This window comes from Rhizobium sp. RHZ01, assembly GCF_014851595.1.
GTDB classification, from domain to species: Bacteria; Pseudomonadota; Alphaproteobacteria; order Rhizobiales; family Rhizobiaceae; genus Rhizobium; species Rhizobium altiplani.
In genome coordinates, this window is record NZ_JACUZZ010000001.1 from 415,879 (window position 1) to 442,380 (window position 26,502).

At 60.0% G+C, this 26,502-nt stretch carries 26 protein-coding genes and 1 pseudogene; 20 read left to right on the top strand and 7 right to left on the bottom strand.

Annotated elements, in window-relative coordinates; genetic code table 11:
* Positions 1-67 precede the first annotated feature (67 nt).
* The 3 genes from IB248_RS01870 (at position 68) to IB248_RS01880 (ending at position 1,547) form a co-directional block, all read left to right on the top strand.
* Positions 68-637: a hypothetical protein gene (locus IB248_RS01870; RefSeq protein WP_245267911.1), complete on the top strand. Its 570-nt coding sequence runs from the start codon at positions 68-70 to the stop codon at positions 635-637.
* 252 nt (positions 638-889) lie between these two features.
* Positions 890-1,162 (top strand): hypothetical protein, encoded by a 273-nt coding sequence (locus IB248_RS01875; protein WP_018855579.1) that lies wholly within the window; start codon positions 890-892, stop codon positions 1,160-1,162.
* Positions 1,131-1,547 (top strand): hypothetical protein, encoded by a 417-nt coding sequence (locus IB248_RS01880; RefSeq protein ID WP_210332919.1) that lies wholly within the window; start codon positions 1,131-1,133, stop codon positions 1,545-1,547. The genes IB248_RS01875 and IB248_RS01880 overlap by 32 nt, the downstream gene beginning before the upstream one ends.
* Positions 1,548-1,582: 35 nt before the next feature.
* On the opposite strand, the gene IB248_RS01885 is transcribed toward IB248_RS01880, so the two are convergent.
* From IB248_RS01885 to IB248_RS01895, 3 genes are all read right to left on the bottom strand, one after another.
* Positions 1,583-1,918, bottom strand: coding sequence for a transcriptional regulator (locus IB248_RS01885; protein WP_018855581.1), 336 nt, complete (start codon positions 1,916-1,918; stop codon positions 1,583-1,585).
* A gap of 2 nt (positions 1,919-1,920) precedes the next feature.
* Positions 1,921-2,289 (bottom strand): type II toxin-antitoxin system RelE/ParE family toxin, encoded by a 369-nt coding sequence (locus tag IB248_RS01890; RefSeq protein WP_192240146.1) that lies wholly within the window; start codon positions 2,287-2,289, stop codon positions 1,921-1,923.
* A 369-nt stretch (positions 2,290-2,658) separates the two neighbouring features.
* A complete protein-coding gene (locus tag IB248_RS01895) occupies positions 2,659-2,955 on the bottom strand; it encodes a hypothetical protein (RefSeq protein ID WP_192240147.1) in 297 nt (98 codons plus the stop codon).
* A 174-nt stretch (positions 2,956-3,129) separates the two neighbouring features.
* On the opposite strand from IB248_RS01895, the gene IB248_RS01900 reads away from it, so the two are divergent.
* The 5 genes from IB248_RS01900 (at position 3,130) to IB248_RS01920 (ending at position 8,298) form a co-directional block, all read left to right on the top strand.
* Positions 3,130-4,656 (top strand): ABC transporter substrate-binding protein, encoded by a 1,527-nt coding sequence (locus tag IB248_RS01900; protein ID WP_192240148.1) that lies wholly within the window; start codon positions 3,130-3,132, stop codon positions 4,654-4,656.
* A gap of 78 nt (positions 4,657-4,734) precedes the next feature.
* Positions 4,735-5,676, top strand: a complete 942-nt coding sequence (locus IB248_RS01905) for an ABC transporter permease (RefSeq protein WP_029792426.1) — start codon at positions 4,735-4,737, stop codon at positions 5,674-5,676.
* Complete coding sequence (locus tag IB248_RS01910; RefSeq protein WP_192240149.1) at positions 5,676-6,554, top strand: ABC transporter permease; 879 nt, start codon at positions 5,676-5,678, stop codon at positions 6,552-6,554. The genes IB248_RS01905 and IB248_RS01910 overlap by 1 nt, the downstream gene beginning before the upstream one ends.
* 1 nt (position 6,555) lies before the next feature.
* Positions 6,556-7,767, top strand: a complete 1,212-nt coding sequence (locus IB248_RS01915; RefSeq protein ID WP_192240150.1) for an amidohydrolase/deacetylase family metallohydrolase — start codon at positions 6,556-6,558, stop codon at positions 7,765-7,767.
* A gap of 18 nt (positions 7,768-7,785) precedes the next feature.
* On the top strand, positions 7,786-8,298 hold the full coding sequence (locus tag IB248_RS01920; RefSeq protein ID WP_112667241.1) for a RidA family protein: 513 nt from the start codon (positions 7,786-7,788) through the stop codon (positions 8,296-8,298).
* A 10-nt stretch (positions 8,299-8,308) separates the two neighbouring features.
* Here IB248_RS01920 and IB248_RS01925 read toward each other — a convergent pair whose 3' ends face one another.
* A complete protein-coding gene (locus tag IB248_RS01925) occupies positions 8,309-9,094 on the bottom strand; it encodes an IclR family transcriptional regulator (protein ID WP_245267913.1) in 786 nt (261 codons plus the stop codon).
* A 144-nt stretch (positions 9,095-9,238) separates the two neighbouring features.
* Between IB248_RS01925 and IB248_RS01930 the strand changes: the two genes are divergently transcribed.
* From IB248_RS01930 to IB248_RS01940, 3 genes are read left to right on the top strand one after another with little or no spacing between them, the layout of a single operon-like run.
* Positions 9,239-10,435: an aminotransferase class V-fold PLP-dependent enzyme gene (locus IB248_RS01930; RefSeq protein ID WP_192240151.1), complete on the top strand. Its 1,197-nt coding sequence runs from the start codon at positions 9,239-9,241 to the stop codon at positions 10,433-10,435.
* A gap of 40 nt (positions 10,436-10,475) precedes the next feature.
* Positions 10,476-12,308 carry an ABC transporter ATP-binding protein gene (locus IB248_RS01935; RefSeq protein WP_192240152.1) on the top strand — a complete coding sequence of 611 codons (1,833 nt, stop codon included), beginning with the start codon at positions 10,476-10,478 and terminating at the stop codon, positions 12,306-12,308.
* A 19-nt stretch (positions 12,309-12,327) separates the two neighbouring features.
* The gene (locus IB248_RS01940; protein ID WP_192240153.1) at positions 12,328-12,558 is read left to right on the top strand and encodes a hypothetical protein; all 231 of its coding nucleotides are present in this window, start codon (positions 12,328-12,330) and stop codon (positions 12,556-12,558) included.
* Here the strand turns inward: IB248_RS01940 and IB248_RS01945 are convergent.
* Positions 12,553-13,572 (bottom strand): LacI family DNA-binding transcriptional regulator, encoded by a 1,020-nt coding sequence (locus IB248_RS01945; RefSeq protein WP_192240154.1) that lies wholly within the window; start codon positions 13,570-13,572, stop codon positions 12,553-12,555. The two genes, IB248_RS01940 and IB248_RS01945, sit on opposite strands and share 6 nt — an antisense overlap.
* A gap of 183 nt (positions 13,573-13,755) precedes the next feature.
* Here IB248_RS01945 and IB248_RS01950 point away from each other — a divergent pair, with 183 nt between their 5' ends.
* The 8 genes from IB248_RS01950 (at position 13,756) to IB248_RS01985 (ending at position 23,328) form a co-directional block, all read left to right on the top strand.
* Positions 13,756-14,784 carry an ABC transporter substrate-binding protein gene (locus tag IB248_RS01950; protein ID WP_192240155.1) on the top strand — a complete coding sequence of 343 codons (1,029 nt, stop codon included), beginning with the start codon at positions 13,756-13,758 and terminating at the stop codon, positions 14,782-14,784.
* Between the two features lie 81 nt (positions 14,785-14,865).
* Positions 14,866-17,100, top strand: a complete 2,235-nt coding sequence (locus IB248_RS01955) for an iron ABC transporter permease (protein WP_192240156.1) — start codon at positions 14,866-14,868, stop codon at positions 17,098-17,100.
* Positions 17,097-18,158, top strand: coding sequence for an ABC transporter ATP-binding protein (locus IB248_RS01960; protein ID WP_169679842.1), 1,062 nt, complete (start codon positions 17,097-17,099; stop codon positions 18,156-18,158). Before IB248_RS01955 ends, IB248_RS01960 begins: the two co-directional genes overlap by 4 nt.
* A 35-nt stretch (positions 18,159-18,193) precedes the next feature.
* Complete coding sequence (locus IB248_RS01965) at positions 18,194-18,994, top strand: inositol monophosphatase family protein (protein ID WP_169679839.1); 801 nt, start codon at positions 18,194-18,196, stop codon at positions 18,992-18,994.
* Positions 18,995-19,169: 175 nt separating this feature from the next.
* Positions 19,170-20,480: a sn-glycerol-3-phosphate ABC transporter substrate-binding protein UgpB gene (gene ugpB / locus IB248_RS01970; RefSeq protein WP_192240256.1), complete on the top strand. Its 1,311-nt coding sequence runs from the start codon at positions 19,170-19,172 to the stop codon at positions 20,478-20,480.
* A 65-nt stretch (positions 20,481-20,545) separates the two neighbouring features.
* Positions 20,546-21,427 (top strand): sn-glycerol-3-phosphate ABC transporter permease UgpA, encoded by an 882-nt coding sequence (gene ugpA, locus IB248_RS01975; RefSeq protein ID WP_192240157.1) that lies wholly within the window; start codon positions 20,546-20,548, stop codon positions 21,425-21,427.
* 9 nt (positions 21,428-21,436) lie between these two features.
* Entirely contained in the window at positions 21,437-22,285 is an 849-nt protein-coding gene (gene ugpE, locus IB248_RS01980) for a sn-glycerol-3-phosphate ABC transporter permease UgpE (RefSeq protein WP_025658489.1), read from the top strand.
* The gene (locus tag IB248_RS01985) at positions 22,285-23,328 is read left to right on the top strand and encodes a sn-glycerol-3-phosphate import ATP-binding protein UgpC (protein WP_192240158.1); all 1,044 of its coding nucleotides are present in this window, start codon (positions 22,285-22,287) and stop codon (positions 23,326-23,328) included. The genes ugpE and IB248_RS01985 overlap by 1 nt, the downstream gene beginning before the upstream one ends.
* A 140-nt stretch (positions 23,329-23,468) precedes the next feature.
* On the opposite strand, the pseudogene IB248_RS01990 reads toward IB248_RS01985, so the two are convergent.
* Positions 23,469-23,699, bottom strand: a pseudogene (locus IB248_RS01990) (phenazine biosynthesis protein PhzF); the annotation flags it as partial.
* 112 nt (positions 23,700-23,811) lie between these two features.
* On the opposite strand from IB248_RS01990, the gene IB248_RS01995 reads away from it, so the two are divergent.
* A complete protein-coding gene (locus IB248_RS01995) occupies positions 23,812-25,215 on the top strand; it encodes an ATP-binding protein (protein WP_192240159.1) in 1,404 nt (467 codons plus the stop codon).
* Positions 25,216-25,471: 256 nt separating this feature from the next.
* Here IB248_RS01995 and IB248_RS02000 read toward each other — a convergent pair whose 3' ends face one another.
* On the bottom strand, positions 25,472-26,464 hold the full coding sequence (locus tag IB248_RS02000) for a dihydroxyacetone kinase subunit DhaK (protein WP_192240160.1): 993 nt from the start codon (positions 26,462-26,464) through the stop codon (positions 25,472-25,474).
* Positions 26,465-26,502 lie beyond the last annotated feature (38 nt).

Genomic DNA, 26,502 nt, shown 5'->3' on the forward strand with positions numbered 1-26,502 from the left:
TTTCAAGAAGGAAAAGCAGATGTCCCCTATTTTCAAAACCGGCTTTACGTTGCTTGCAGGCGCGCTGATGGCCGTCACCGTGGGCTTTTCGGCAAACGCTGCGGACCCGATCCGAGTCCGTGGCACGGTCGAAGGCCTCGAGGGCAGCACGCTGTCGGTGAAGACACGCGAAGGCACCGATGCCAAGATCATGCTCAAGGATGGCTGGAAGGTTTCGAGCGTCGCCAAGGCATCGATTGACGACATCAAGCCAGGCGATTTCGTTGGCATCGCGTCCCTGCCCACCGCCGACGGTGGTGATGGCGCACTCGAAGTGCTGATTTTCCCTGCCGCCATGAAAGGCACCGGCGAGGGCAGTTATGCCTGGGACCTGAAGCCAAACAGTTCGATGACCAACGCGACCGTGGCCGATGCGGTCAAATCGGTCGACGGCCGAACCGTGACGGTAAAGTACAAGGGCGGTGAGAAGAAAATCTCCATCCCGGACGGCACGCCCGTCGTCACCTTCGCTCCGGCGACCGAGAGCGACATCAAGAGCGGTGCGACAGTGTTCATTCCGTCAGAACGGGCTGCCGATGGCTCGATGTCCGCCCTTCGCGTCGTTGTCGGCACCCACGGCATCGTGCCGCCGATGTGAAAGTTTGGAAGGCGACCTTGGGAGGGCATGCCGGGACAGGCCTGGGCCCGGGCTTCGGCTGCAGGAGCCTGCCCTCCCATCTGCATACAAGGAACCTCGAACGACAGGAACGGAGGCCTCTTCTAGAGGCCTCCGGATGTTCGAGGAGGATATAGTCAAGCCGTTCGCCAGGGTCTGATATTCTTGCCCAGGCCGTCATGGCGTAGGGCCCGTGGTAAGGCAGCATTCGGCGCGACACTGCATAGAGCCCTTTTGGCCCTCTCGGGTGTCTCGACGAAGATGGCGGCGTTCTCCGAGGCTCCTGTCGTCGAGGAGAAGGAGACTGTACCGGTCGCAGTGGACAAGACCGTCAGGAAGAAATCCAACATCCTCGGCTGGGCTAGCACGGCATTCGGTGGCGGTGGGTTCGGTCTTGCTGCCTTCTCTGGCTTCGACTGGCGGGCCTTGGTTGTCATCCTCGGTTTTGCCGTTGTTCTCACCATTGGCATGCATGGTGGGTATCGGCGTGGTATGGGCCAATCTTAACAACACCGTGGACGATCTGAAGCAAACTCAGCGCGAGCTTGCAGACCGGTTCGACCGCGAAGCTCTCGATCGCAAGGAGCGTCAGAAGATCTACCAAGTGACCATGGACGGGATGAATACCCAGATTGGCCAGATTGCTCCGCTTCAGTACCAGCAGTCTCAAATGCTTGAGAAGGTCAGCGAGAACAAGACCAGCATCGCTCAAACAAGCGGATTGATCGCGTCGTTGAGTCCTTCGGCGGTAAGCTGGATACGGTCCTCGACACCGTCAACAAGGTCGCTACCCGAGGAGAGGTGTTGTCCGGCAAGATCGACGAGCCAACGGGAAGAGCGAAAAGTCGCTATAGGCCTTAAAACAAATACCCCGCCAGGAGGCGGGGTATGACTCGTTCCTAATTGGTTGTGTATTGCCCAGCTTACTCAGCAGGCAGCGCGTCTCATAGGGACGTCGTGCGATGCGATATTGATCTCCCTGAGAGCCTGAACCATCTTGTGCGGCTCAGAATTGATCAGAAGGAGATATGCCCTCATCGCCTGCACAGGCCGCGAACGGCCCTGTTCCCACTGCTTGAGTTGGTCTAAGCCAAACCCGAACGTCGACGCGAAATCTTTCTGCGTCAGACCCGTGCGCACACGTATGGCCTTGACATCGATCTCGGCCGGCACATGGAGCTTGTAAGGTTCGGCTTCGTCGCGAGCAACGGCCAAAGCCTCATTCAAGCCCTCTGCGATTTGATCGAATACCTTCTTGCTCATTGTCATTCTCCTACTGCGATCGGTAAAACCCGTCTTGAATATTCTTGGACCACACGGTCAGATATTTTCTTCAGATCGTTCCGCTCGCCCTTGGTGAGATTGGATTTCTGACCTTTCCCAAAGGCGGTGATCAGGAACACAGGAAGATTCTCCCCGGAAAACAGCGTGATGGTTCGAACACCGCCGCTCTTACCTTTGTTATTTCCTCTAATGGCCCAGCGTAGCTTTCTACACCCACCGGTGCCTTCCATCTCGTCTCCCGCATCAGGGTTCTCTGACAGATGATCGACCAGAGCTTCTATGTCCTGTTCGGACATCCCGGCTGCCAGAGCAGCCTTGCGGAAAGACCAGAGTTCTGTGACCGTGTGCATGGACCTCTTATGTGAGTAAAATACGCACCTAGTCAATACGTATTTCACATTAAAGTTCCGTAAATAGACCTTAGAGGTAGGCTTCGCGCGAGGTAGAGGTACTCGAGACCTAGTACCTCTTCATCGACTTAACCCTCTTCGGAGGAATGCAAGCGGCCCGCAATCGCCACGTGCACGATTCCCGGATGGATTCCGTTACATTAGAGCTTCAAAGGGACATCTACGTGGCGGGGCACGCGCTGCGTAAAGGCAGCTATTCCGGTCTCCGTTTTGAAGCAGCGCATCGGGCGACAAAAAGCCGCCCGACGCAGGTTTTTCGCTTGGAACCGCCACCCGATGATTGTGGTGGCCTTCAAACGACTCTTGACGTCACGGCTCTGTAGCCAACGGCACAATAATAGTCGTTTCAAGCGGCTGAACTCCGGCCAAAAAAAGCCCCGCGGAAGTGCAAGACCAAGCGGGGCTCTCAGTTGGGGAGACGACGGTGGGGGAACTCGCAAAGGCATAGACCGTCTCTCGGTTTACGTGGCCATTGGTCTGCTTCTTCCTGCGCTTCAGCGTCACGCCGTGCCACGGATTCGGCGTGTCGGTGCGGAATAGCTCCGGAAGGTGCGGCTTCATCCGTTTCCACATGGCCTTACAGTAGGTGACGACCTTCTCGGCCATGCGAGTGCCGCCGAACTGCGTTCCAACTGCGGCGTCCTTCGACTTGCTCCGCTCACCTCCACGAATGCATTGACGCTACTCGTGTCGTGTCCCGCCATTGACACCACCATCACTCCATGTATTCTTTTATAAAAGTGCATATACCATAATTGTGGAACAAAACGGGAGATAGATATGAGAATGAAGCTCGCATTCCTCGTCGCCACGGCGTTGATCGCAACACCGTCTTTTCTGCTGGCGCAGGAAAAAGGCGGCGTGATCAACGTCGCCACGATTGGCGAACCGCCCACACTCGATCCGATGACGTCGACAGCCGACCTTGTCGGTATCGTCACGCAGCATATCTTCGAGACGCTTTATACGTTCGACAAGAAGTGGGCCGTAACGCCGCTATTGGCCGAAAGCCTCCCTGAGGTTAGCGCCGACGGGAAGACCTACACGATCAAGCTGCGCACGGGCATCAAGTTTCATGACGGCAGCGACATGGCATCCGACGACGTAGTTGCCTCGCTCAACCGTTGGGCCAAGCTTGCCTCACGCGGGAAACAGGCTGCTGGCTTTATCGAGTCGATCACTGCAACCGACGCATCGACCGTCACGATCAAGCTGAAACAGCCCTACGCTCCACTGGTCTCGCTGCTTGCCTTCAACAACTCTGCTGCGATCATCATTCCCGCGGAAAAGCAGGCCGACACGATGACGGATTTCATCGGCACCGGCCCATACATGCTGAAGGAGCGCAAGGCTGACCAATATATCCAGCTCGTTCGCTTCAATGACTACAAGCCGCGCTCCGGCGACAGTGATGGCTATGGCGGCGCCCGCCATCAGTATCTCGACGAAATCCGCTTCGTACCGGTGCCGGATGCCAACACCCGCGTCGAGGCCGCCGTCTCTGGCCAATACGACTATATCGACTCCCTGCCGGTCGAATCCTACGACAAACTAAAGTCCTCAACGGCAACCCAGCCGCTGCTCCTGAAGCCGTTTGGCTACCCGGTATTCGTCTTTAACACCGCTGCCGGCGTTACAAAGAACGTTGCGATCCGCAAGGCAATCCGCCAGGCGCTCAGTATGGAAGACATGATGGGAGCCGCCTTCGGCGGTACGGACTTCTACGCGGCGGATGGCAACATCTATCCTGGCAACTTCGCCTGGAGCACGGACGCAGGTGTCAAAGGCAACTACAATGTCGCGGATCCGGAAGGCGCAGCCACGGCTGCCAAGGAGGCAGGCTACAACGCTGAGCCCATCCGCATCCTGACCAGCCGCCAGTACGAGTTCCACTACAAGATGGCCCAGGTCGCGGCCGAATATCTGAAGCTGGCGGGCTTTACGGTGGACCTCCAGGTTGTCGACTGGGCGACGCTGACACAGCGCCGCACCGACAAGGCGCTGTGGGACATCTATATCAGCCACAGCCCGTTCCTTCCGGAACCGGCCCTGATCGGCTCCCTGTCTCCGAGCTCGCCTGGATGGTGGGACACGCCGGCGCGCAAGAGTGCCGTCGATGCGTTCACCACCGAGATCGACCCAATGAAGCGCGTTGAACTCTGGGCCAACGTCCAGAAGACGATGTACGACGAGGTGCCGTTCATGAAGATTGGCGATTTCAACGCCGTCTCGGCCATGTCAACGAAGCTTCAGGGTGTCGATCCCGCCCCTTGGCCGTACTTCTGGAACGCATCGATCAAGAAGTAACCCCGTGTGCCGGGTGCTGGTCCTGAGGCCGGCATCCGTCCACGATCGTGCTGTGTTTGGACACAGGAGCCGCTTTCCATGATACGCTACATCCTACAGCGCCTTCTTGGCATGATCGTTGTGATGTTTCTCGTCGTCACGATTGTCTTCGTGATCGTGCGTGTGACGCCCGGCGACCCCGCCGCAGTCATGCTCGGCCCTGATGCAACCACACAGGACGTTGCCGAATTGCGCGCGCGCCTCGGTCTCGACCAGTCGATCGTTGTTCAATACTTCTTCTATATAGGACAGCTTCTGAAGGGGGATCTTGGCCAGTCGATCTTCCTCAACATGCCGGTGACCTCGGCGCTTCTCGAACGGGCAGAACCTACCTTCTTCCTGACGATCTTCTCGCTCCTGATTGCAAGTGTCGTCGCACTGCCGATCGGCATCTATGCCGCCTACCGACGCGGCTCGTTCATAGATCAGTTGTCGACCACCATCGCCATGCTGGCCGCAAGCATCCCGAGCTTCTGGCTCGGCCTCATTCTCATGCAGTTCTTCGCCGTGCGCCTGAACCTGTTTCCTGTCTCCGGATACGGCGGCCCCGGCGCGTCCTTTCTTGAGCGCATGTACCACCTGACGCTGCCTTCCTTCGCCCTCGGTCTTGTCTCCTCGGCGCTGATCCTGCGCTTCACGCGCGCCTCGATGCTTGATGTGCTCGGCGACGATTACATTCGCACCGCGCGCGCCAAGGGGCTGGTCGAACGCAAGGTTGTCCTCAAGCATGCGCTGAAGAATGCCTTGATCCCGATCCTGACAGTGCTTGGCCTCACTGCCGCCGTGCTGATTTCAGGTGCTGTTGTAACGGAGACCGTGTTTGGCCTTCCGGGGGTCGGCAATCTCGTCGTCTCTGCCGTTCTCAGACGCGACTACCCCGTCATCCAGGGCGCACTGCTGGTCATTGCCGGCCTCTACGTCCTCATCAATTTCGCAATCGACATGCTCTATCTGCTGGTCGATCCAAGGGTGCGCTACTGATGGCTGATATCGTAACCACCACCGAGAGACCCGCCGCAACTGAGCGCAGCAAATTTCTTCGCCGCCTGTTGAGACGCAAGACGGTCGCCGCCGGCATCATCGTGCTCACAATCTTCGTGCTGTTGGCGGCATTGGCGCCCTGGATTGCGCCGTACTCTCCCTCGAAGCTGTCGATCGTCAACCGGCTCAAGCCACCGAGTGAAATGTTCTGGTTTGGCACCGACGAGTTCGGCCGCGATGTGTTTTCACGCACCATCTATGCCGGGCGGCTGTCGCTGTTGGTCGGCGCCGCCGTTGTCGTGCTCTCTGCATTGATCGGTGTCACGCTCGGTCTGCTCGCCGGCTTCTTCCAGAAACTCGATACGCCCATCGCCCGCCTGATCGACGCGATGATGTCTTTTCCCGACATTCTCCTGGCTATCGCGCTTGTCGCAGCTCTCGGGCCATCGCTGACGACGGTCATCGTTGCCCTGTCGATCGTCTACTCGCCGCGCCTGGCGCGTATCGTTCGCGCCTCGACCCTGGTCATCCGCGAGCTACCCTATGTGGAGGCCGCGCAGGCGCTCGGCATTTCCACCTTCCATATCATGACGCGGCATGTGCTTCGCAATCTTCTGTCGCCGATCCTGGTGCAGGGCACCTTCCTGTTTGCCAGCGCCATGCTGGCCGAAGCCGGACTTTCCTTCCTCGGCCTCGGCGTCAGCCCCGAAATCCCGACCTGGGGAACCATGATCGCAGCCGGCCGTCAATATATCGGCCAGGCCGACTGGATGACCTATTTCCCGGGCTTCGCCATCATCCTCTCCGTACTGTCGCTGCAAATGGTTGGCGACGGTCTACGGGACATGCTCGATCCAAGACTTCGAAAGGACCTTTAGAATGACCGGTGAAAAAGCGGGCAAGCCGCTCCTCATCACCAATGTAAAGCCCATGGCTTTCGACGCGGCTTCCCCCTCCAGCAGCACGACGGACATCCTTGTCGGCGCAGACGGCAGGATCTCCGCAATCGGCCCGTCGCTTGCCGCGCCAGCAGATGCCGCGCGCGTCGACGCCAAGGGAGCCTGGATCTCGCCCGGCTGGGTCGATCTTCACGTCCATATCTGGCATGGCGGCACCGACATTTCGATCCGTCCGTCGGAATGCGGCGCCGAGCGAGGCGTCACGACGCTGGTTGATGCCGGATCAGCGGGGGAAGCCAACTTCCACGGCTTCCGCGAATATATCATCGAGCCGTCGAGAGAGCGCATCAAGGCTTTCCTGAACCTTGGCTCGATCGGCCTTGTCGCCTGCAACCGCGTTGCCGAGCTGCGCGATATCAGAGACATCGACCTCGACCGCATTCTTGAATGCTATGCTGAGAATAGCGAACACATCGTCGGCCTGAAGGTACGGGCGAGCCATGTCATCACCGGGTCGTGGGGTGTCACGCCTGTCAAGCTCGGCAAGAAGATCGCCAAGATCCTCAAGATCCCGATGATGGTCCATGTCGGCGAGCCGCCAGCGCTCTATGATGAAGTGCTTGAGATCCTCGGTCCCGGAGACGTCGTTACCCATTGCTTCAACGGCAAGGCCGGGTCGAGCATCATGGAAGACGAGGACCTCTTCAATCTCGCCGAACGTTGCGCTGGCGAAGGTATTCGCCTCGACATTGGCCATGGCGGCGCATCCTTCTCCTTCAAGGTGGCGGAAGCAGCCATCGCACGCGGCCTTCTGCCGTTCTCCATCTCGACCGACCTGCATGGTCATTCGATGAATTTCCCGGTCTGGGACCTCGCGACCACCATGTCGAAGCTCCTGTCCGTCGGCATGCCCTTCGACAAGGTCGTGGAGGCTGTGACGCACGCACCGGCCTCGGTCATCAAGCTGTCGATGGAAAACCGTCTTTGTGTTGGCGAGAGGGCGGATTTCACGATCTTCGACCTCATCGATGCCGATCTCGAAGCGACCGACTCCAACGGCGACGTTTCCCGCCTGCAGAAGCTGTTTGAACCGCGATATGCGGTGATCGGATCGGAGGCGATCGCGGCCAGCCGCTATATCCCGCGTGCCCGCAAGCTCGTCCGTCACAGCCACGGCTATTCGTGGCGCTGAACGGAAGGTCCAAACCGCATGATAGGAGCAGACGTGGACACGTCCCCAGCAGAGGCCGCAGCAGCGGTACAGACACCCTACGAGCGCCTCGCGGCGCTCGGCATTACGCTGCCATCAGCTCCCCCGCCCATCGCCAACTTCATTACCCATGTTCGCGAAGGCAACATCCTCTATCTGTCGGGTCAGGGCCCGCGGGAAGCGGACGGTCATCTGCACGCCGGCAAGGTTGGCAGCGAAGTGAGCACCGAAGAAGCCTATCAGCATGCACGGCTCACCGGCATCAACCTGCTGGCCGTCATGCACGACGCGCTCGGCGACCTCTCCCGGGTGAAGCGGGTGGTCAAGCTGCTCGGCATGGTCAATGCCGTGCCGCACTTCGAAAACCATCCAAGCGTCATCAATGGATGCTCGGACCTCCTTATCGAGGTTTTCGGCGAGGCCGGTCAGCATGCTCGCTCCGCCGTTGGCTTCGGCTCCCTGCCAGGCAACATCACTGTCGAGATCGAGGCGATCGTCTCGCTCAACGACTGAGGAGGTCAGGTCAGTGGTTGCGCCATCCCATCAACTTCTCGATCCGCTCCGCCGAAGCTCGCACCTGTTCGGTGTAATGGCTTTCGTCGGACAGAACCTTCTGTTCGGGCAGGACGATCGAAATGGTGGCAACGCATTGGCCTTCCCGGTCGCAGACCGGCGAAGCGATGCAGGCAACCGCGTAGTCCGACTCGGCGACCTGGATAGACAGTCGCTCCCCGAAAGCCTTGCCTGCGGCATCAGAAAGCGTGCGCGCATCGATCTCAGCGCGCCCGGTCGGCGAGGTGCGGGCGCAGCGCTTGAACAATTCTACCCGCTCGTTCTCGGGCAGGTGGCCGACAAGAAGCCTGCCGGACGCCGTCCAGTTCAATGGCACGCGCGTGCCGACACGCGAGGCAACCTGAAAATGGCTTGGGCCGTCCGCCATCGCAAGCACAAGCATGTAATCGCCGTCGCGACCGCAGACCTGCACGGTTTCGCCGGCTTGCCGGCAGAGATCGTGCATCTCGTGCGTGGCAACGCTCATGAAGTCCAGCGACCGGGCATAGGCGAGGCCATAATGATAGAGGCGCGAACCAAGCCAGATCGACCCATCCGAGTTGCGAGCCAGCATGTTCTTTTCGACCAGGTCGTCGATGATAACGTAGACGGTGGAAAGCGGAGCCCGGACTGCCTTGGCAATCGCGTAAGCACCCGCTGGAGAACCGGTTTCGTAAAGATAATCAATTACCTGCAAGGCACGGTCAATACCGCTGACGCGAGAGCGCCGCGCGCCTTTTGCGTCGGCCGCCTCGATCGATGCGGCCTCATAGAGGGGGGCTGCGGATGAGGTCTTGGTGTCCAATTCAACGCTCCTCGTCTGATAACGAGAAGCTATTACATTACTATGGCATAACTGTCGATGGCAATTCGCAACCTGCCGCCACTCTGGAGAAATAGAATGTCCGATGATATCCGCACCAAGATCGGCCTGCGCCCGGTCATCAACGTGTCCGGCACCATGACAAGCCTCGGCGCATCGATCGTCGTGCCGGAAGCGATAGAGGCGATGGCAGCGATTCTGCCGCAGTTCGTCGAGATCAACGACCTGCAACGCAAGGCAAGCAGCGTCATCGCACGGCTGACTGGTGGTGGAGCTGGCTTTGTCACCGCATCGTGCTCGGCCGGCATAAGCCTCGCCGTCGCCGGCGCCATCACCGGCGACAATCTCCTGGCCATCGAGAAATTGCCCGATGTCTCTCCCGAGAAGAACGAAGTCCTCGTGCAGATGGGCCATGTTGTCAGTTACGGCGCGCCGGTTGATCAGGCCATCCGCCTCGCCGGGGGCAAGGTCGTCCTGATTGGGCAGGCAACCTCGACGCATCGTTTTCATATGGAAAATGCCATTACCGAGAAAACGGCGGCGGCCGTCTATGTCGTGTCGCATCATGTTGTCGACTACGGCTTGCTTCATCTTACCGAATTTGTCGAGATCGCCCATGCGAAGGGCGTTCCGGTGATCGTTGATGCGGCCTCCGAATACGATCTCAAGCTCTTCCTGGCGCAAGGAGCCGATATCGCGCTTTATTCCGGCCACAAGTTCCTCGGCGGCCCGACCTCCGGCATCGTCGCTGGCAATAAGGAATTGGTGCGCAGCGCCTTCCTGCAGAACATGGGGATCGGCCGCGGCATGAAAGTCGGCAAGGAAAGCGTCTATGGCGTCATGGCTGCGCTAGAAGCTTGGGAAAAGCGCGATCATGCGGCTATCCGGGAACGTGAGACCGCCTGCCTGAACCTCTGGAAGAACGAACTGGACGATCGCCCAGGCGTGACGGCACTGATCGAGCCCGATCCTACCAACAATCCGCTTGACCGCTTGCGGGTGGTCATATCGCCGACGGAGGCACACATCACCGCCTGGGATCTCGCTGCCGCTCTGTCGCAAGGCAACCCGCCGGTCATCGTGCGCGACCATGAGGTCGAGCATCAGCATTTCTATCTCGATCCCTGCAACCTGCACCCTGGCCAGGAAGAGATCGTCGCCGTCCGCCTTGCAGAAGAGCTCAACAAGGCTCGTGCCTCGAACGAGATCATCGCCACGCCGTTCGAAAACCGCAGCAAGCATCGATTTGACGGCATGCTGCGCTGGCCGGACTGAGGACCGACAGGCGACAAACGATAGAAGGAAGGGAACGATCATGAGCGCCACAGAGACAAGCACTGCAAGGTCCGTCGATCCGGTTCTGTCTGTCCAGAACCTGACCACCTCGTTTCTGGTGGATGGCGGATTGAAACCCGTCGTGCGGGATGTTTCCTTCTCTGTGGCACCGGGAGAAACGGTCGCGATCGTCGGCGAAAGCGGCTCGGGCAAGAGTGTCACGTCGCTCTCGATCATGCGGCTCCTGCAGCCCGATTCGAGCCGCATCGAGGGCAAAATCATGCTGGGTGGCCGCGACCTGCTGTCGCTTTCCGAAAATGAGATGCGAAAGGTCCGCGGCAACGACGTCTCGATGATCTTTCAAGAACCGATGACGAGCCTCAATCCGCTCTTTACCATTGGCGACCAGATCTCGGAGGCATTGCTGTGCCACCAGGCGATGTCGAAGGCCGAGGCGAAGGCGGAGACGATCCGGTTGCTGGAAAAGGTCCGCATCCCGTCCGCCGCATCTCGTTTCGATGAATACCCGCATCGCTTCTCCGGCGGCATGCGCCAGCGCGTGATGATCGCCATGGCTCTGGCTTCCAGGCCAAAGCTCTTGATCGCCGACGAACCGACGACGGCACTCGACGTAACGATCCAGGGGCAGATCCTCGATCTCATCAAGATGCTGCAGGACGAGCAGGGGACCTCGGTCCTGTTCATCACTCACGACATGGGCGTCGTTGCCGAAATTGCTGACCGCACAGTCGTCATGTATCGCGGTGAGCAGGTGGAAACCGGTGCCACCGCCGACATCTTCCACCGTGGAAAGCATCCCTACACCCGCGCCCTGCTGTCTGCCGTCCCGGTGCTTGGATCAATGCAGGCCTATGCGCGGCCATTGCGCTTTCCTGTTGTCAACACCGCAACCGGTGAAACGGACAAGCAGGTCGAAGTGCCTGACACCGTATCCAAGGACAAGCCGATCCTTGAGGTGAAGGGGCTCACCAAGCGGTTCGACATCCACTCGGGGCTGTTTGGACGACTGAGCGGCCGCGTGCATGCCGTCGAGAACGTTTCCTTCGACCTTTTCGCCGGCGAGACGCTGTCGCTGGTCGGCGAGTCCGGTTGTGGCAAATCAACCACAGGGCGCGCCATCATGCGGCTGATCGAACCGGATTCGGGATCCGTGCTGGTCGCAGGACGCGACGTTCTCGCTCTCGACAAGCGCGGGATGCGCGATATGCGCAAGTCTGTGCAGATGATCTTCCAGGACCCGTTTGCATCGCTCAACCCACGCATGACCGTCGGCCAGGCGATTGCCGAACCCTACCTCGAGCACAAGATGGGCACAGCAAGAGAGGCAAAGGACGTCGTCGCTGACATGCTCCTGAAGGTCGGGCTGACACCCGATATGGCAAGACGTTACCCGCATGAATTCTCTGGCGGCCAGCGACAGCGCGTCTGTATCGCCCGGGCCTTGGCACTTAAACCGAGGGTCATCGTCGCTGATGAAAGTGTCTCGGCACTCGACGTGTCCATCAAGGCGCAGGTCATCAACCTGATGCTCGATCTGCAGCACAACCTCGATCTCGCCTTCCTGTTCATTTCGCATGACATGGCGGTCGTCGAACGCGTCAGCCACCGTGTGGCGGTCATGTATCTCGGCGAGATCGTCGAAATCGGCCCGCGCGCGGCAGTCTTCGGCAACCCGCAACACGACTACACCAAGAAACTCATGGCCGCGGTTCCGGTGCCGGATCCGGACCGTCGCCGCCAGAAACGAATGGCTGTTGTCGAGGAGCTGAAGAGCCCGATCCGGCCTGTCGAATACGAGGCTGGACGGCGCGAATATCGAACCGTTTCGCCAGGACATCTCGTGATAAGCTGACGGTTCTGCGCCAAGGGGCATGGACGACCCCTTGCCTCTCGCCTGGCCGGACAAGGGATGCCGGCACCATATCGTCCTTGTCGCTGTCGACCTTCGCCATCCGGTGTTCGACCGCCCGCATCAAGGGCCGACCCATTTTGTGGGGGACGATCGTGGTCAGGACGTCATGTCGCGGCGCCAGCCCCGAGCCGGTATGGGCGACGTTGCGCGTCTGCGCAGCATGCTCGCAGTGCCGGTAGCGGTGTCATGACTTCCTGGCGCGAATAGACTTTCGCCAAAGCAGTTCGGCCTTCAACCTGATGGACTGAACGTCGCCTTGGCCGTCCTCCCGCTCGAACTTGGTCAACCATTCGACGGCCCTTGAAGCGATTTCGGCGACCGGCTGTGCGAATGTCGTCAGTTCGTAGGATGACCAGGACGCCTGCTCGATATCGTCGAAGCCGGCGACGCAGAGTTCGTCCGGAATGGACAGGCCGAACTGGTGGCGTGCCGCATCCATGAAACCGCAGGCCAGAAGGTCGGTGGCGCAGAAGACGGCATCGGGCCGCTCCTTGGCCGTCAGCAGGCGATGGGCGAGAACGCGCCCGGCCTCATAGCCCGTCCAGCCGTGACGTTCGACGATGACATCCATTCCAAGCGCGCGCGCGCCGGCAACGAATCCGCGCTCGCGCCCCATGAGACTAGGCGTCCCCGCTTCGGAATTGGCAAAGGCAAGCCGGCGGCAGCCGGCCCGCACGAAGGCAGTCAGGATGCGTCCGCCGGCCTCGTCGTCGTCGAGGTTGATCCTGAGCGGGCCAGGCTGATCGTCGTCGCGGTTGATCAGCACCAGGCGCTGGCCATTGCGCAGACAAAGCTGCGTTATCGACTTGTCGGGAAGTCCGGAAAGAATGACCGATGCATCGGCGCGATAACGGATGGCCTGTTGCAGCGCCCGGTCGACGCTGCCGTCGGAGCGATCCGTGTTGATGAACATCGCCACCTTGCCGGCATTCTGCAGCTGCAGCGTCAGCTCCCTGAGCAGCGCCGACCGGTACGGCGTCGCGACCTCGGAAACGATAAGGCAGACGATGCCGCTTTCGTTGCGCATCAGGCCTCGGGCAAGATGGTTGACGTGGTAGCCGAGCTCCTCTGCCGCCCGCAGCACCCGTTCGCGCGTCTCTGCCGAGACGCTCGCTCCCGGGGTGAAGGTTCGCGAGACGGCGGAACGCGATACGCCGGCCCTTTCGGCGACTTCCTGTGCACTAACGAAAATTTTGGACCGCACCTTTCCCTCCCGCACGGTCTTTTCTTAGCCGTTTGTTGCACGTGCGTGCAAGCGGTCTTGCACGAAGACTTTTATGACAGTTTTGCGAAAAACGAGTTGACAGTTATTTTGCCCGTATGCAAGCTCTGCACACGCTTGCAAAAGCGAGCGGCGTGGAGGCGCCGTCACAACCAGGAGGAAATCATGCGACCGGTCAAGTTGGCCGCGGCATTGCTTGCCGCGGGTATATCCTTTGTTGCCTTTTCGGCTCATGCCGCCGGCGATCTCAATGTCATCTGCTCGGCAGATTCGCAGGTCTGCGACCTGATGAAGGCTCTGTTCGAGAAGCAGACCGACATAAAGGTGAACATGGTTCGCCTGTCGGCTGGCGAGACCTATGCGAAGATCCGTGCCGAGGCACGCAACCCGAAGACGGATATCTGGTGGGCCGGCACCGGCGATCCCCATCTCCAGGCAGCCGCCGAAGGCCTGACCCAGGAATACAAGTCGCCGCTTTTCGATCAGCTCCAAGACTGGGCCAAGAAGCAGGCCGAGAGCGCCAAGTTCCGCACCGTCGGCGTTTATGCCGGCGCGCTCGGCTGGGGCTACAACTCTGAAATCCTTGCCAAGAAGGGGCTGAAGGAGCCGAAATGCTGGGCTGACCTGCTCGATGCGAGCTACAAGGGTGAGATCCAGATCGCCAATCCGAATTCGTCCGGCACCTCCTATAACACGCTTGCCACGCTGGTGCAGATCATGGGCGAGGACAAGGCTTTCGATTATCTCTCGAAGCTGAACGCCAACGTTTCTCAATACACCAAGTCCGGTTCGGCGCCGGTAAAGGCGGCCGCGCGCGGTGAATCCACCATCGGTATCGTCTTCATGCACGACGCGGTCGCCCAGACCGTCGAGGGCTTCCCGGTCAAGGCCGTCGCGCCATGCGAAGGCACGGGCTACGAAATCGGCTCGATGTCGATCGTCAAGGGCGCCAAGAACCTGGAAAACGCCAAGAAATGGTACGATTGGGCGCTTTCCGCCGAAGCGCAGTCGCACATGAAGGAGGCGAAGTCCTATCAGCTTCCGTCCAACAAATCCGCCGAGGTGCCGAAGGAGGCGCCGAAGTTCGAGGACATCAAGCTCATCGATTACGATTTCGCGAAATACGGCGATCCCGATGTTCGCAAGGCGCTTCTTGCTCGCTGGGACAAGGAGATCGGCGCCAAGGCGAACTGAACCTGACTTCGCCCGTGCCCGGGCCGGACTATGTTCGGCCCGAAGGCAAAACTGAAACCGGATGAAGACGCGGACCCGACCATGACACATAGCAATCGACGGCTCGATGTCGCTCTTCTTCTCGGCCTTGCTGCCTTCGTTCTCTTTCCGTGGTACCGGATCGAAGGTGGCTTTTACAGCTTCGGCTGGCTTTCGGGCTTTCCAGCTGACCCTGCCGCCGCGCCTGGCGTTTTGCAGATATTGATGCACGGACGCTGGTGGCTTGCCGGCGCCCTTGCGTTCCTGTTGGCGGGCGGCTCGGCGCGCCTGATGTCCGATCCGATCCGCCGCGGTCGGCTGCTTGCCGTGGCAGGTGGCCTCGGCTTTGCCTTCCTGGCGCTGCAGGGATTGGCAATTACCCTCTCCGGCTGGAGCTGGACGATCAGCGAAGTGCTTTTCGGTACGCTCAACGATGGGCAGCCCTCGATGGGTGCCGGCGCCATCCTTGCCGGCATCGTTTTCGTGCTTCTCTTTTCCTTCGGGCTTGCCGAACGCGGCGTCATGAAAGGTGATGCCTTTCTTGTCGGCGCCATCGTCATGTTGATCGTGCTGGTCGCAATCTTTGTCTTCTACCCGGTAGGCAGCATGTTCGTCGGCGCCTTTCAGGCCTTCGATGGGTCCTTTGATCCGAGCGGGTTCGTGACCAATATTCAGGACTCGTCCGTCTGGAGTCTCGACTGCGTGGTTGGTGGCGATCGGTGCGGCGTCGCCTGGCGCACGCTTTGGCTCGCGATCCTGACGGCCAGCGGCGCGACGCTTCTCGGCCTCTGCTTTGCGCTGGTTGCGACGCGCACGCGGTTCCCCTTCAAGAAGGGGTTAAGGCTGCTGACGATCTTGCCGATCATCACGCCGCCCTTCGTCGTCGGTCTGGCGCTGACGCTGCTCTTCGGGCGTGCCGGCGTCGTCACCCAAACGGTGGCAACTCTTCTTGGCGCGGAACCGGGCCGCTGGCTCTATGGGTTGACGGGCATCTGGATCGCCCAGGTACTTTCCTTCACGCCGATCTCTTTCCTTGTGCTCATCGGCGTGGTGGAAGGCGTCAGCCCCTCGATGGAGGAGGCATCTCAAACCTTGCGTGCCGACCGCTGGCGCACCTTCTGGCGGGTGTCGCTGCCGCTGATGAAGCCCGGTCTCGCCAACGCGTTTCTGATCGCCTTCATCGAGAGCATGGCGGATTTCGGCAATCCGATGGTGCTTGGTGGCAGCCATGGCGTGCTGTCGACGGAGATCTTCTTCGCCGTCGTCGGCTCGCAGAACGATCCGTCACGGGCCGCCGTCCTTGCGATGATCCTGCTTCTCTTCACCATGTCGGCCTTCATCGCGCAGCGCTTCTGGCTCGCCGGCAAGAGTTTCGCGACCGTTACGGGCAAGGGGGATTCGGGCGCCCATATCGCCCTGCCGCGCGGACTTTCAATCGGCGTGCATGCGATCGTCATTCCCTGGATGATCTTCACCATCGTCGTCTACGCGATGATCCTCTTCGGCGGCTTTGTCCGCACCTGGGGCCTCGACAACACGCTTACCGTCGAGCACTACGTGAAGGCCTTCTCGATCGGCTGGCGCGACGATGGCGGCATTGCCTGGACGGGCGTCGCCTGGAACTCCTTCTGGACGACCATGGAGATCGCCCTGATCTCCGCGCCGCTGACAGCAGCCGTCGGCCTCTTGACGGCCTATCTGATCGTTCGCCAGCGGTTCGTCGGCCGCAACCTCTTCGAATTTGCGCTGATGATGAGCTTTGCCATTCCCGGCACCGTTATCGGCATCAGCTACATCATGGCCTTCAACTTGCCGCCGCTCGAAATGACCGGCACGGCGCTGATCCTCGTCGCCTGCTTCGTCTTCCGCAACATGCCGGTCGGCGTGCGCGGCGGCGTGGCGGCCATGAGCCAGCTCGACAAGAGCCTCGACGAGGCGTCGCTGACACTGCGCGCCGACAGCTTCCGCACCATCCGCAGGGTTATCCTGCCGCTGCTTCGGCCAGCAATCACCGCAGCACTCGTCTATTCCTTCGTCCGCGCAATCACTTCGATCAGCGCGGTCATCTTTCTGGTCAGCGCGAAGTACAACATGTCCACCGCCTATATTGTCGGCCTTGTCGAGAACGGCGAATACGGCGTGGCGATCGCCTATTCCTCGGCGCTTATCCTGGTGATGATCGCCATCATCGCCGGCTTCCAGCTTCTCGTCGGCGAGCGCCGGCTGCGGCGCGAAAACCGCGTCGCGCTTGCCGGTAAAGCCGCTTCCGCGCCTCTCGGTCAGGAGAAAACCGCATGAGCAACACCGCCGCCGGTTCCGTCGTCTTCGAAAATGTCCGCAAGACCTTCGGTGCCTTCACAGCCATCCCTGATCTTTCGCTGACCATCGAGCCGGGTACGCTCGTCACGCTGCTCGGACCATCGGGCTGCGGCAAGACGACGACGCTGCGCATGCTGGCCGGACTGGAGCATCCCTCGGCCGGCCGGATCCTGATCGGCGGCAAGGATGTCACGGCCCTTCCGGCTAACGAGCGCGACGTCTCGATGGTGTTCCAGTCCTACGCGCTGTTTCCGCACATGACGGCGCTCGATAATGTCGCCTATGGCCTCGAATCCTCCCGCATTCGCCGCAAGGAGGCCCGCGAGCGGGCGGAGGAGGGGTTGAAGCTGGTCGGTCTCGCCGGCATGGGCCAGCGCCTGCCGGCCGAGCTTTCCGGTGGCCAGCAACAGCGCGTCGCCGTCGCCCGCGCCCTGGTGCTGGAGCCGCAGGTCCTGCTGCTCGACGAGCCGCTTTCCAATCTCGACGCCCGCCTTCGCCGGCGGGTGCGCACTGAGATCCGCGATCTTCAGCAGCGTCTCGGCTTCACCGCGGTCTATGTCACGCATGACCAGGACGAAGCCCTTGCCGTTTCCGACCGCATCATTGTCATGAAGGATGGCCAGATCGCACAGGCTGGTGCGCCGCGCGACCTCTACGACGCGCCGGCCTCCGCCTTCATCGCCGACTTCATGGGAGAGGCCAACGTGCTGCCCTGCGACATCGTCGGCGTCGAGGGCGACAGCGCGACGATCAGCGTCGAGGGGCTGCAGCATCGGGTTGCTGGCCGCAACATCCGCACCGGACCGGCGCAGCTCGCCATTCGTCCGAACGCCATCACCCTTGCACCGCGTACCTCCGATGGATCGTTCAATGGCGAGATCACCCATGCCGCCTATCTTGGCGACCGTGTCGAATACGAGGTCAAGACGAGCAACGGTACGCTTTTCGTCGTCGACCCGGCTGTCGAACAGGCGCTCGCGCCGCGAACGGAAGTGACGATCGGCTTCAAGAGCCGTGGCATCGCCATTATCGGTTGACCCCAATCCCGTTTTGACAAGAAGGATATTAGTTCATGACGTCGCATGTCATCTCCGGTCTCGAAGCCCGTCTCGCGCTTGCTGAGGCGGTTGCCCGTGAGGCAGGCGAAGTGGCGCTCGATTATTTCAGGAAGCGCGAAACCCTCGTCATCGAGACCAAGCGCGACCCCCAGGACGTCGTTTCGATCGCCGATCGCGAAGTCGAGAACCTGATCCGCGCCCGCTTTCATCAAGCCTATCCGGGCGACGGTGTCCTCGGCGAGGAGTATGGGCTCGAACATGGCTCCTCGGGCTTCACCTGGGTCGTCGATCCGATTGACGGCACGAGCCCATTCGTCAACGGCATGCCGAACTGGTGTGTTTCGATCGGCCTTCTGCACGACGACGTTCCCGTGCTTGGCGTCATTTCCGCGCCCTGCCACGGCGAACTCTATGCCGCAGCATCAGGCATGGGTGCGACGCTTAATGGCAAGACGCTGACGCTCGACCCCTCGCGCAACATTCGCAACGCGGTGACGGGAATCGGTGCCAACAACTACGTCACGCCGGCCTTTGTCGGGAAGATGGTCGAAAGCCTGCTGGACGCCGGCGGCAATTTCGTGCGCAACGGCTCCGGCGCGCTGATGCTCGCCTATGTCGCGGCGGGCCGGCTGGTTGGCTATTACGAGCCCTACATGCATGCCTGGGACTGCATGGCCGGCTATTGCCTGGTGAAAGAGGCGGGCGGCTGGTACCACCCTTTCCCGACACAGGGCGAGATGCTCACGAAAGGCGCGCCGGTGCTTGCCGCCGCGCCAGGCGCGATCGAGGATTTGAGGAGTATCGCCGGCCTTTGAGGCGATCTTCGCTCCGATGCTCGACAGATTGCGAAAGCGTCCTAGTTCTCCTCGATTGCACAGCTTTGCATCGGGAGTTCGCCGCTTTCGGGAAAAGACAGAAGAGAATTTCCGGAACGATCGAGGAGGATCGTCCGGAAAAGGTCGCAGACGATCGCCAAAACCACAGGGAGGAATTATGTCCAAACGTCTACTTTTCGTTTCCGTCGCAGCCGCGGCCCTTTCGGCCGGTGCCCAGCACGCCTTTGCGGTGACCGAACTGCAATGGTGGCATGCCATGGCAGGCGCCAATAACGAGGTCGTCGAAAAGCTGTCCAAGGAGTTCAACGAGAGCCAGAGCGAGTACAAGATCGTCCCGGTGTTCAAGGGCACCTATCCGGAAGCCCTGAACGCCGGCATCGCCGCCTTCCGCGCCAAGCAGCCACCGGCAATCCTGCAGGTCTTTGACGCCGGTAGCGGCGTCATGATGGGGGCAGAGGGCGCCGTCATGCCGGCTGCCCAGGTGCTGGAGAAGGGCGGTTACAAGTTCGACAAGTCTGAATATCTGCCCGGCATCGTCGCCTATTACTCGAAGCCGGACGGCACGATGCTGTCCTTCCCCTACAACTCCTCTTCGCCGATCCTTTACTACAACAAGGATGTCTTCAAGAAAGCCGGCCTCGATCCGGAGACGCCGCCGAAAACCTGGCCTGATGTCTTCGAGGCAGCCAAGAAGATCAAGGCGAGCGGCGCAGCCCCTTGCGGACTCACCTCAACATGGCTGACCTGGATCCAGACGGAAAACCTTGCCGCCTGGAACAACGTCGCCTACGGCACCAACGAAAACGGGCTTGGCGGCACGGATGTGAAGCTCGAATTCAACTCGCCACTCTTCGTCCAGCATTTCCAGGCGATCGCCGATCTCGCCAAGGACGGCACCTTCCGATACGGCGGCAGGACCTCGGAGGCAAAGCAACTCTTCACCTCCGGCGAATGCGCGATCATGACGGAATCCTCGGGTGGCCTCGGCGACATCGTCAAGTCGGGGATGAACTACGGCATCGGTCAACTGCCCTATTATGATGGGGAGGGGCGGCCGCAAAATACGATCCCCGGCGGCGCGAGCCTCTGGGTCTTCGCCGGCAAGTCGGATGCGGAATACAAGGGCATCGCCGAGTTCTTCCATTTCCTCTCCCAGACCAAGATCCAGGCGCGACTGCATCAGGTTTCGGGCTACATGCCGGTCACCATGGCGGCCTACGAGGACACGAAGAAGTCCGGCTTCTATGACAAGAACCCTGCTCGCGAAACGCCGATCCTGCAGATGATGGGCAAGGCGCCGACCGAAAATTCCAAGGGCGTTCGTCTCGTCAACCTGCCTCAGGTCCGCGACATCATGAACGAGGAATTCGAGGCCATGCTCGCCGGCAAGCAGGATGCCAAAGCGGCCCTCGACAAGGCGGTCGAGCGAGGCAATGCGGCGATCCAGCAAGCCCTGGGCAACTAACAGACGTCTCCTGCCGCCCGTGGTCAAAACCGCGGGCGGTTACTACCGTTTGTCAGGAGCCTCATTTGCAGCGTGTCGTTTTTCCCAACAAGATCCTTCCCTATCTCCTGGTCGCGCCTCAGATCGTGCTTACCGTGGTCTTCTTCTTCTGGCCGGCAAGCCAGGCGCTCTACCAGTCGACGCAGCGCGAGGATCCCTTCGGACTCAAGAGCGGTTTTGTCGGCCTCGCCAATTTCCGGGCGGTTCTTTCTGACGAGAATTATCTGAACTCGCTGCAGGTAACCGTTGTCTTCAGCATCTCGACGGCGTTGCTGTCCATGGTCCTGGCGCTCGCGCTTGCGACCGCCGCCGACAAGGTGGTGCGCGGGCAGGGCTTGTATCGGACGCTGCTGATTTGGCCCTATGCCGTCGCGCCCGCCGTTGCCGGCATGCTCTGGCTCTTCATGTTCAATCCCGCCATGGGCACCTTTGCCTATCTGCTGCGCCGAAACGGCTTCGGCTGGGATCCACTCTTGAACGGCAACCAGGCCATGCTGCTGGTGATTGTTGCAGCCGCCTGGAAGCAGATCAGCTATAATTTCCTCTTTTTCGTCGCCGGGCTGCAGGCGATCCCGAAATCGCTGATCGAGGCGGCGGCGATCGACGGTGCGCGCGGCACCCGGCGTTTCTGGACGATCGTCTTCCCGCTCTTGGCGCCGACCACCTTCTTCCTGCTTGTGGTCAATACCGTTTACGCCTTCTTCGACACTTTCGGCATCATCCACGCGGTTACCGGAGGTGGTCCGGCACGGGCGACCGAAACGCTGGTCTACAAGGTCTTCAACGATGGCTTCGTCAATCTCAACCTCGGCTCCTCGGCGGCGCAATCTGTCATCCTGATGGCAATCGTGATCGCATTGACCGCCTTCCAGTTCCGCTTCGTGGAACGCCGCGTACATTATGGGTGAGGCGGGCTGATGATCGAAAAACGTCCCCTGGCCACGCTTCTCGGCCATCTGATGCTGATCCTCGGCATCGTCATCGTCGCCTTTCCGATCTACTACACCTTCGTCGCCTCGACGATGAGCTCGGCGGAGATCCTGCGACCGCCGATCTCGCTACTGCCGGGTGCGCACTTCTCCGGAAATTACGGCGAAGCGCTCTTCGGTGGTGTCGAACGCACTGTCGGTGTCAGTCTCGAGCGGATGCTCTGGAACACCTTCGTCGTTTCCTTCGTCATCGCGGTCGGCAAGATCGCGATTTCCTTCCTGTCGGCTTTCGCGATCGTCTTCTTCCGTTTTCCCTTCCGCATGGGTTTCTTCTGGATGATCTTCATCACGCTGATGCTGCCGGTCGAAGTCCGTATCCTGCCGACCTACAAGGTGATCGTCGATCTCGGCATGATCGACACCTACGCCGGTCTGACGCTGCCGCTGATGGCGTCAGCGACGGCGACTTTCCTGTTCCGGCAGTTCTTCCTGACGATCCCGGGCGAGCTGGTCGAGGCGGCACGTATCGACAGCGCCGGTCCCTTCCGCTTCATGCGCGATATCCTGCTGCCGCTATCGCGCACCAATATCGCCGCGCTTTTCGTCATCCTCTTCATCTACGGCTGGACACAATATCTTTGGCCGCTGCTCGTGACCAACGACGCGCGCATGACGACGATCATCATCGGCTTGCGCAAGATGGTGGATTTTGCTGATGCGGCGACCCCGTGGAACTTCGTGATGGTGACGGCGATCCTGGCAATCATCCCGCCAGTCCTCGTCGTCGTGCTCATGCAGCGCTGGTTTGTCAAAGGTCTGGTGGAAACGGAGAAATAATGGCCGGAATCAAGCTTAACGACGTCCGCAAGTCCTATGGCGGCGGCATCGACGTGATCAAGGGCGTGTCGCTCGACATTGCCGACGGCGAACTCGTCGTCCTCGTCGGCCCCTCGGGCTGCGGCAAGTCCACGCTGCTGCGTATGATCGCCGGGCTGGAAAGTATCACTGCTGGCGAGATCGGGATCGGCGGGCGTAGGGTCAACGAGCTGGAGCCCTCCGAGCGGGACATCGCCATGGTCTTCCAGAACTATGCGCTCTATCCGCATATGACCGTGCGCCAGAACCTCGCCTATGGTCTGAAGAACCGCAACACGCCGAAGGACGAGATCGACAGGCGCATTGCCAAGGCGGCTGCTTCGCTCGAGATCGAGCCCTACCTTGAGCGCAAGCCGCGCCAGCTTTCAGGTGGCCAGCGCCAGCGCGTGGCGATGGGCAGGGCGATCGTTCGCGAGCCCGCCGCCTTTCTCTTCGACGAGCCGCTCTCCAACCTCGACGCCAAGCTGCGCGTACAGATGCGGGTCGAGATCAAGCGCCTTCAGCGGACACTTGCAACCACCAGCGTTTACGTCACGCATGACCAGATGGAGGCGATGACCCTCGCCGACCGGCTGGTCGTCCTGAACGGCGGCCTGATCGAGCAGGTCGGCACACCGATCGAGCTCTATGAGAAACCCGCAACAACCTTCGTCGCGACCTTCATCGGCTCGCCGGCGATGAACCTGTTTTCGACCGACAATCCGAGCCTGACATTGAGCAACCCGGACCTTCTTCCAGCCGAGACCGCCACCATCGGCATCCGCCCAGAGGATTTCTATCTGGCGGAAGGCGCAGAACCCGCAGCCCTTATTACAGAGGCGCGCGTCGCCGCTGTCGAACTGATCGGCGCTGAAAGCTACGTTCACGCAACGCTGCCGACCGGCGCCAATGTTGTCTTTCGTGTCGCGGGCCGATCAAGAATAGAGATCGACGCCCCGGTGCGGATTGCCGCCAAGGCAGAGAGACTGCACTTCTTCGACCGAAGCAACGTTCGGCTGCAGTAAGAGACTGACCCCTTTTATTGCCTCCGAGGCGTTCCACCAAGCCAACCGAGACTGCACGATTCTCTCTGGCGATATACGGCAGTGCGGTAACCATACGGCCGAGGCCGCGGAGGCTGTAATTTCGTTGGCGGGCGTTCAAATTAGACGGCTGCGACGCCCTCGATACAAGTCGTGACGTCGCCACCGATCCAAATCCGATCTTCGACCAGCTCCACATAAACACGTCCTTCCCGTCCAAGGACGCTACCCTGGCTGGCAATGTATGACGAAGGAGCGATGCCGCTGCCAATCAACCATTGAGCGATGCCTGCATTTAAGCTGCCGGTTACCGGATCTTCAAAACCGGCCGCCGTAAAGGCACGCACTTCGAACGCGGTTTGGAGAGCCTGTAGCGCGCAGAACTTGACAAACTGATCGTCAATAAGGTAAACACGATTAAGGTAATCACGCTTACGGTAATTATAATTACCACAAGGAAGGCATATGCAGTTTCTCGGGCGCGAACGTGAACTCAAGCTGGTGCGGATCGAATTGGATTCGCAACGACCTTCCCTCATCATCGTATTTGGCCGACGGCGGATCGGCAAATCGCGGTTCCTTCGGGAGGCCGCCAAGAACCGCCCAGAAATCTACTTTCAGGCGACCCGCGTCTCATCACTTTTGAACCTGGAACAGTTCAAATCCGATGTCGGAAAGGCAATCGGATCAAAGCCACAGCTCGAAGCCCTGTCAAGCTGGGAGGGGGTACTGCACTATGTTGCCGAGCGTGCCGGCGAGCATCCGGGATTGATCGTCACGATCGACGAATTTCCCTATCTGCTTGATAACGAGCCAGCACTGCCATCGATCGTGCAGAAATTCTGGGATTCCGGCGCACTTGCAGATGGGGCGATGAAACTGATCCTTTGCGGCTCTGCCATTTCTCAAATGGAAGACCTGTTGGCGGAACGGAACCCGCTTTACGGGCGAAAAACCCTGTCGCTCGACATGAAGGCCTTGCCCCTTGTCGACGTCGCCAAGTTTTTCCCGGAGTACACGGCCGACGACATTATCAGAACCTATGCGATTTTCGGCGGCATTCCCTACTATCTTCAGCTTTGCGACGCTCAGGAACCGCTCCGCAACAACGTCATCAAACTCTTGCTCACAGAGACAGGCACCCTGATCGACGAACCGAACACGCTGCTGCAGACCGAACTCAGAGAGCCGTCCTTTTACTCAAGCGTGGTTGCGGCTATATCTGACGGTTGCAACAGTAAGTCGGAGATCGCAAACCGACTGGGTGTCAAAGCAGACGGTATTGGACCGTACCTGGCGAAACTGCTCGCGCTTGATCTGATCGATAATTCGAAATCGCTGGATGCCGACGAAAAGGGCCGAAACCGCCGCTATCGCGTTGCAGACAGCCTGATGTCGTTCTGGCATCGTTTCGTGCGACCAAACCTGAGCGCGATCAGCAGCGGGTTTGGCGAGGAGGTTTACGACCGCGTCGTGGAGCCTCGGTTCTCCGAATATATGGGGATTGCGTTCGAGCCGATCACCCTTCAATTTGCAAGGCTTCATCTGCAGGAGGTCCTTGCGGTTCCGACGCAGGAGGTTGGCCAGATTTGGGGTCACGCCGATTTCGACATCGATGTCGCGGGGCGATTGTTGGATGGTGCATTTTTCTATGGCGAATGCAAATGGCGATCGCGCGTGATCGACCTTGGCCACGTCCGATTGTTGCGTGAGCGATCCGAGAAAACGACTTACGGGGAAGGAGCGACGGGCAAGCACTACCTGTTTTTCAGTAGAAGTGGTTTTTCAAGCGATGTCGAGAGTTTGGCGAAAGAAGACGAGCGGCTGCATCTGATAACCCCAGAAACACTGGTAAGACCGCGTCGGTAGAGGCGATAGCGTGGGCGCATTGCCGCTCCCAACGCGCCGCCTGACGCATGTGGCACTTGCTCCATAACGTCGGCAATTTCTGTAGTAAATCAGATGCCTACGCTGCTTTTGGTGCTCTTTGCTACCTAACGCCGGAAAATTCTGTGGTTCCGTGTCTCACGATGATGTCCTGAGGTTCTGAATGTAGGGGCTCTGCCCCATTCGGTGCAATTTGCTTGACGGCCCAGTTCCACGGGAGCAATTGCTCGAGCCTAAATTAGCACCCCCAGCGCAACGCCGCCGTCGCAACGGGCGAATCCCACAGGAGAAGTTCTTCCTCACTGAGGATGGCGAGCGTGACGGAAAGGCCCTGCATATCGAGGGAGGTGGCGTAAGTGCCGACCAGCGAGCGTACGATCCTCAGGTCATGATCCGTCATGAAGCGGTGGGCAGTATTGTAGGCGAGATAAAGTTCGGCCGGTGGCGTGCCGCCAAGTCCATTCACGAAAAGCAATGCCTTGTCCGCAACCGGGGCGACTTCGTTGAAGACTGTCGCGCTCAGATGCGTGATGATGGCATCTGCGTTGGAGAAGGGCTCTCTCTCGTGGCCTGGTTCCCCGTGAATGCCAACGCCCATTTCTATCTCACTCGGGCCGAGCGCAAAGGTTGATCGCTGCGTGTGAGGAACCGTTACGCCAGTCAAAGCGACACCCATCGATCTGACGCGGGGCGAAAGATCACCGGCAAGGGCTCTCAATTCGGCGAGCGCCATTCCCTTTTCGGCTGCAGCGCCGAGAAGTCTCTCAACGATCACGGTACCGGCAACACCGCGTCGGCCGCGCCCGTCCTGCGTCCGCGCCGTTTCGATGTCGTCGCTCACGATCACCATTTCAATCTTGTGGCGGCTCGATGCCATCTCTGCCGCCATTTCGAAATTCATGACATCGCCGTCGTAGTTCTTCACCACGAGCAGGCAGCCAGCCCCGGTATCCGTTTCCTCGATCGCGCCAACGATCTGGTCCGGAGTAGGAGAAGTGAAGATATGCCCGACACATGCTGCATCGAGCATGCCGCGACCGACGAAACCGATATGCATTGGTTCGTGACCCGCGCCACCGCCGGAGATGATTGCCACCTTGCCCGGAACGAGGTGACGACGGCGGACAGATTTACGATCAGCGCCGAACACAACGAAGTCCTCATGGGCGCGCACGAACCCGTCGAGGCTTTCGGCGACCATTGTTTCCGCTGTATTCATGAATTTCTTCATCAAGCCCCTCCCAAGGCGATGATCATCTAGCGCCTCGT

Bases quoted from the DNA above. Each gene is read 5' to 3' on its own strand.
- IB248_RS01870 (WP_245267911.1), top strand. From the start codon at position 68: ATGGCCGTCACCGTGGGCTTTTCGGCAAACGCTGCGGACCCGATCCGA.
- IB248_RS01885 (WP_018855581.1), bottom strand. From the start codon at position 1,918: ATGAGCAAGAAGGTATTCGATCAAATCGCAGAGGGCTTGAATGAGGCT.
- IB248_RS01890 (WP_192240146.1), bottom strand. From the start codon at position 2,289: ATGCACACGGTCACAGAACTCTGGTCTTTCCGCAAGGCTGCTCTGGCA.
- IB248_RS01895 (WP_192240147.1), bottom strand. From the start codon at position 2,955: ATGGCCGAGAAGGTCGTCACCTACTGTAAGGCCATGTGGAAACGGATG.
- IB248_RS01900 (WP_192240148.1), top strand. From the start codon at position 3,130: ATGAGAATGAAGCTCGCATTCCTCGTCGCCACGGCGTTGATCGCAACA.
- IB248_RS01905 (WP_029792426.1), top strand. From the start codon at position 4,735: ATGATACGCTACATCCTACAGCGCCTTCTTGGCATGATCGTTGTGATG.
- IB248_RS01910 (WP_192240149.1), top strand. From the start codon at position 5,676: ATGGCTGATATCGTAACCACCACCGAGAGACCCGCCGCAACTGAGCGC.
- IB248_RS01915 (WP_192240150.1), top strand. From the start codon at position 6,556: ATGACCGGTGAAAAAGCGGGCAAGCCGCTCCTCATCACCAATGTAAAG.
- IB248_RS01920 (WP_112667241.1), top strand. From the start codon at position 7,786: ATGATAGGAGCAGACGTGGACACGTCCCCAGCAGAGGCCGCAGCAGCG.
- IB248_RS01930 (WP_192240151.1), top strand. From the start codon at position 9,239: ATGTCCGATGATATCCGCACCAAGATCGGCCTGCGCCCGGTCATCAAC.
- IB248_RS01935 (WP_192240152.1), top strand. From the start codon at position 10,476: ATGAGCGCCACAGAGACAAGCACTGCAAGGTCCGTCGATCCGGTTCTG.
- IB248_RS01940 (WP_192240153.1), top strand. From the start codon at position 12,328: ATGGACGACCCCTTGCCTCTCGCCTGGCCGGACAAGGGATGCCGGCAC.
- IB248_RS01950 (WP_192240155.1), top strand. From the start codon at position 13,756: ATGCGACCGGTCAAGTTGGCCGCGGCATTGCTTGCCGCGGGTATATCC.
- IB248_RS01955 (WP_192240156.1), top strand. From the start codon at position 14,866: ATGACACATAGCAATCGACGGCTCGATGTCGCTCTTCTTCTCGGCCTT.
- IB248_RS01960 (WP_169679842.1), top strand. From the start codon at position 17,097: ATGAGCAACACCGCCGCCGGTTCCGTCGTCTTCGAAAATGTCCGCAAG.
- IB248_RS01965 (WP_169679839.1), top strand. From the start codon at position 18,194: ATGACGTCGCATGTCATCTCCGGTCTCGAAGCCCGTCTCGCGCTTGCT.
- ugpE (WP_025658489.1), top strand. From the start codon at position 21,437: ATGATCGAAAAACGTCCCCTGGCCACGCTTCTCGGCCATCTGATGCTG.
- IB248_RS01985 (WP_192240158.1), top strand. From the start codon at position 22,285: ATGGCCGGAATCAAGCTTAACGACGTCCGCAAGTCCTATGGCGGCGGC.
- IB248_RS01995 (WP_192240159.1), top strand. From the start codon at position 23,812: ATGCAGTTTCTCGGGCGCGAACGTGAACTCAAGCTGGTGCGGATCGAA.
- IB248_RS02000 (WP_192240160.1), bottom strand. From the start codon at position 26,464: ATGAAGAAATTCATGAATACAGCGGAAACAATGGTCGCCGAAAGCCTC.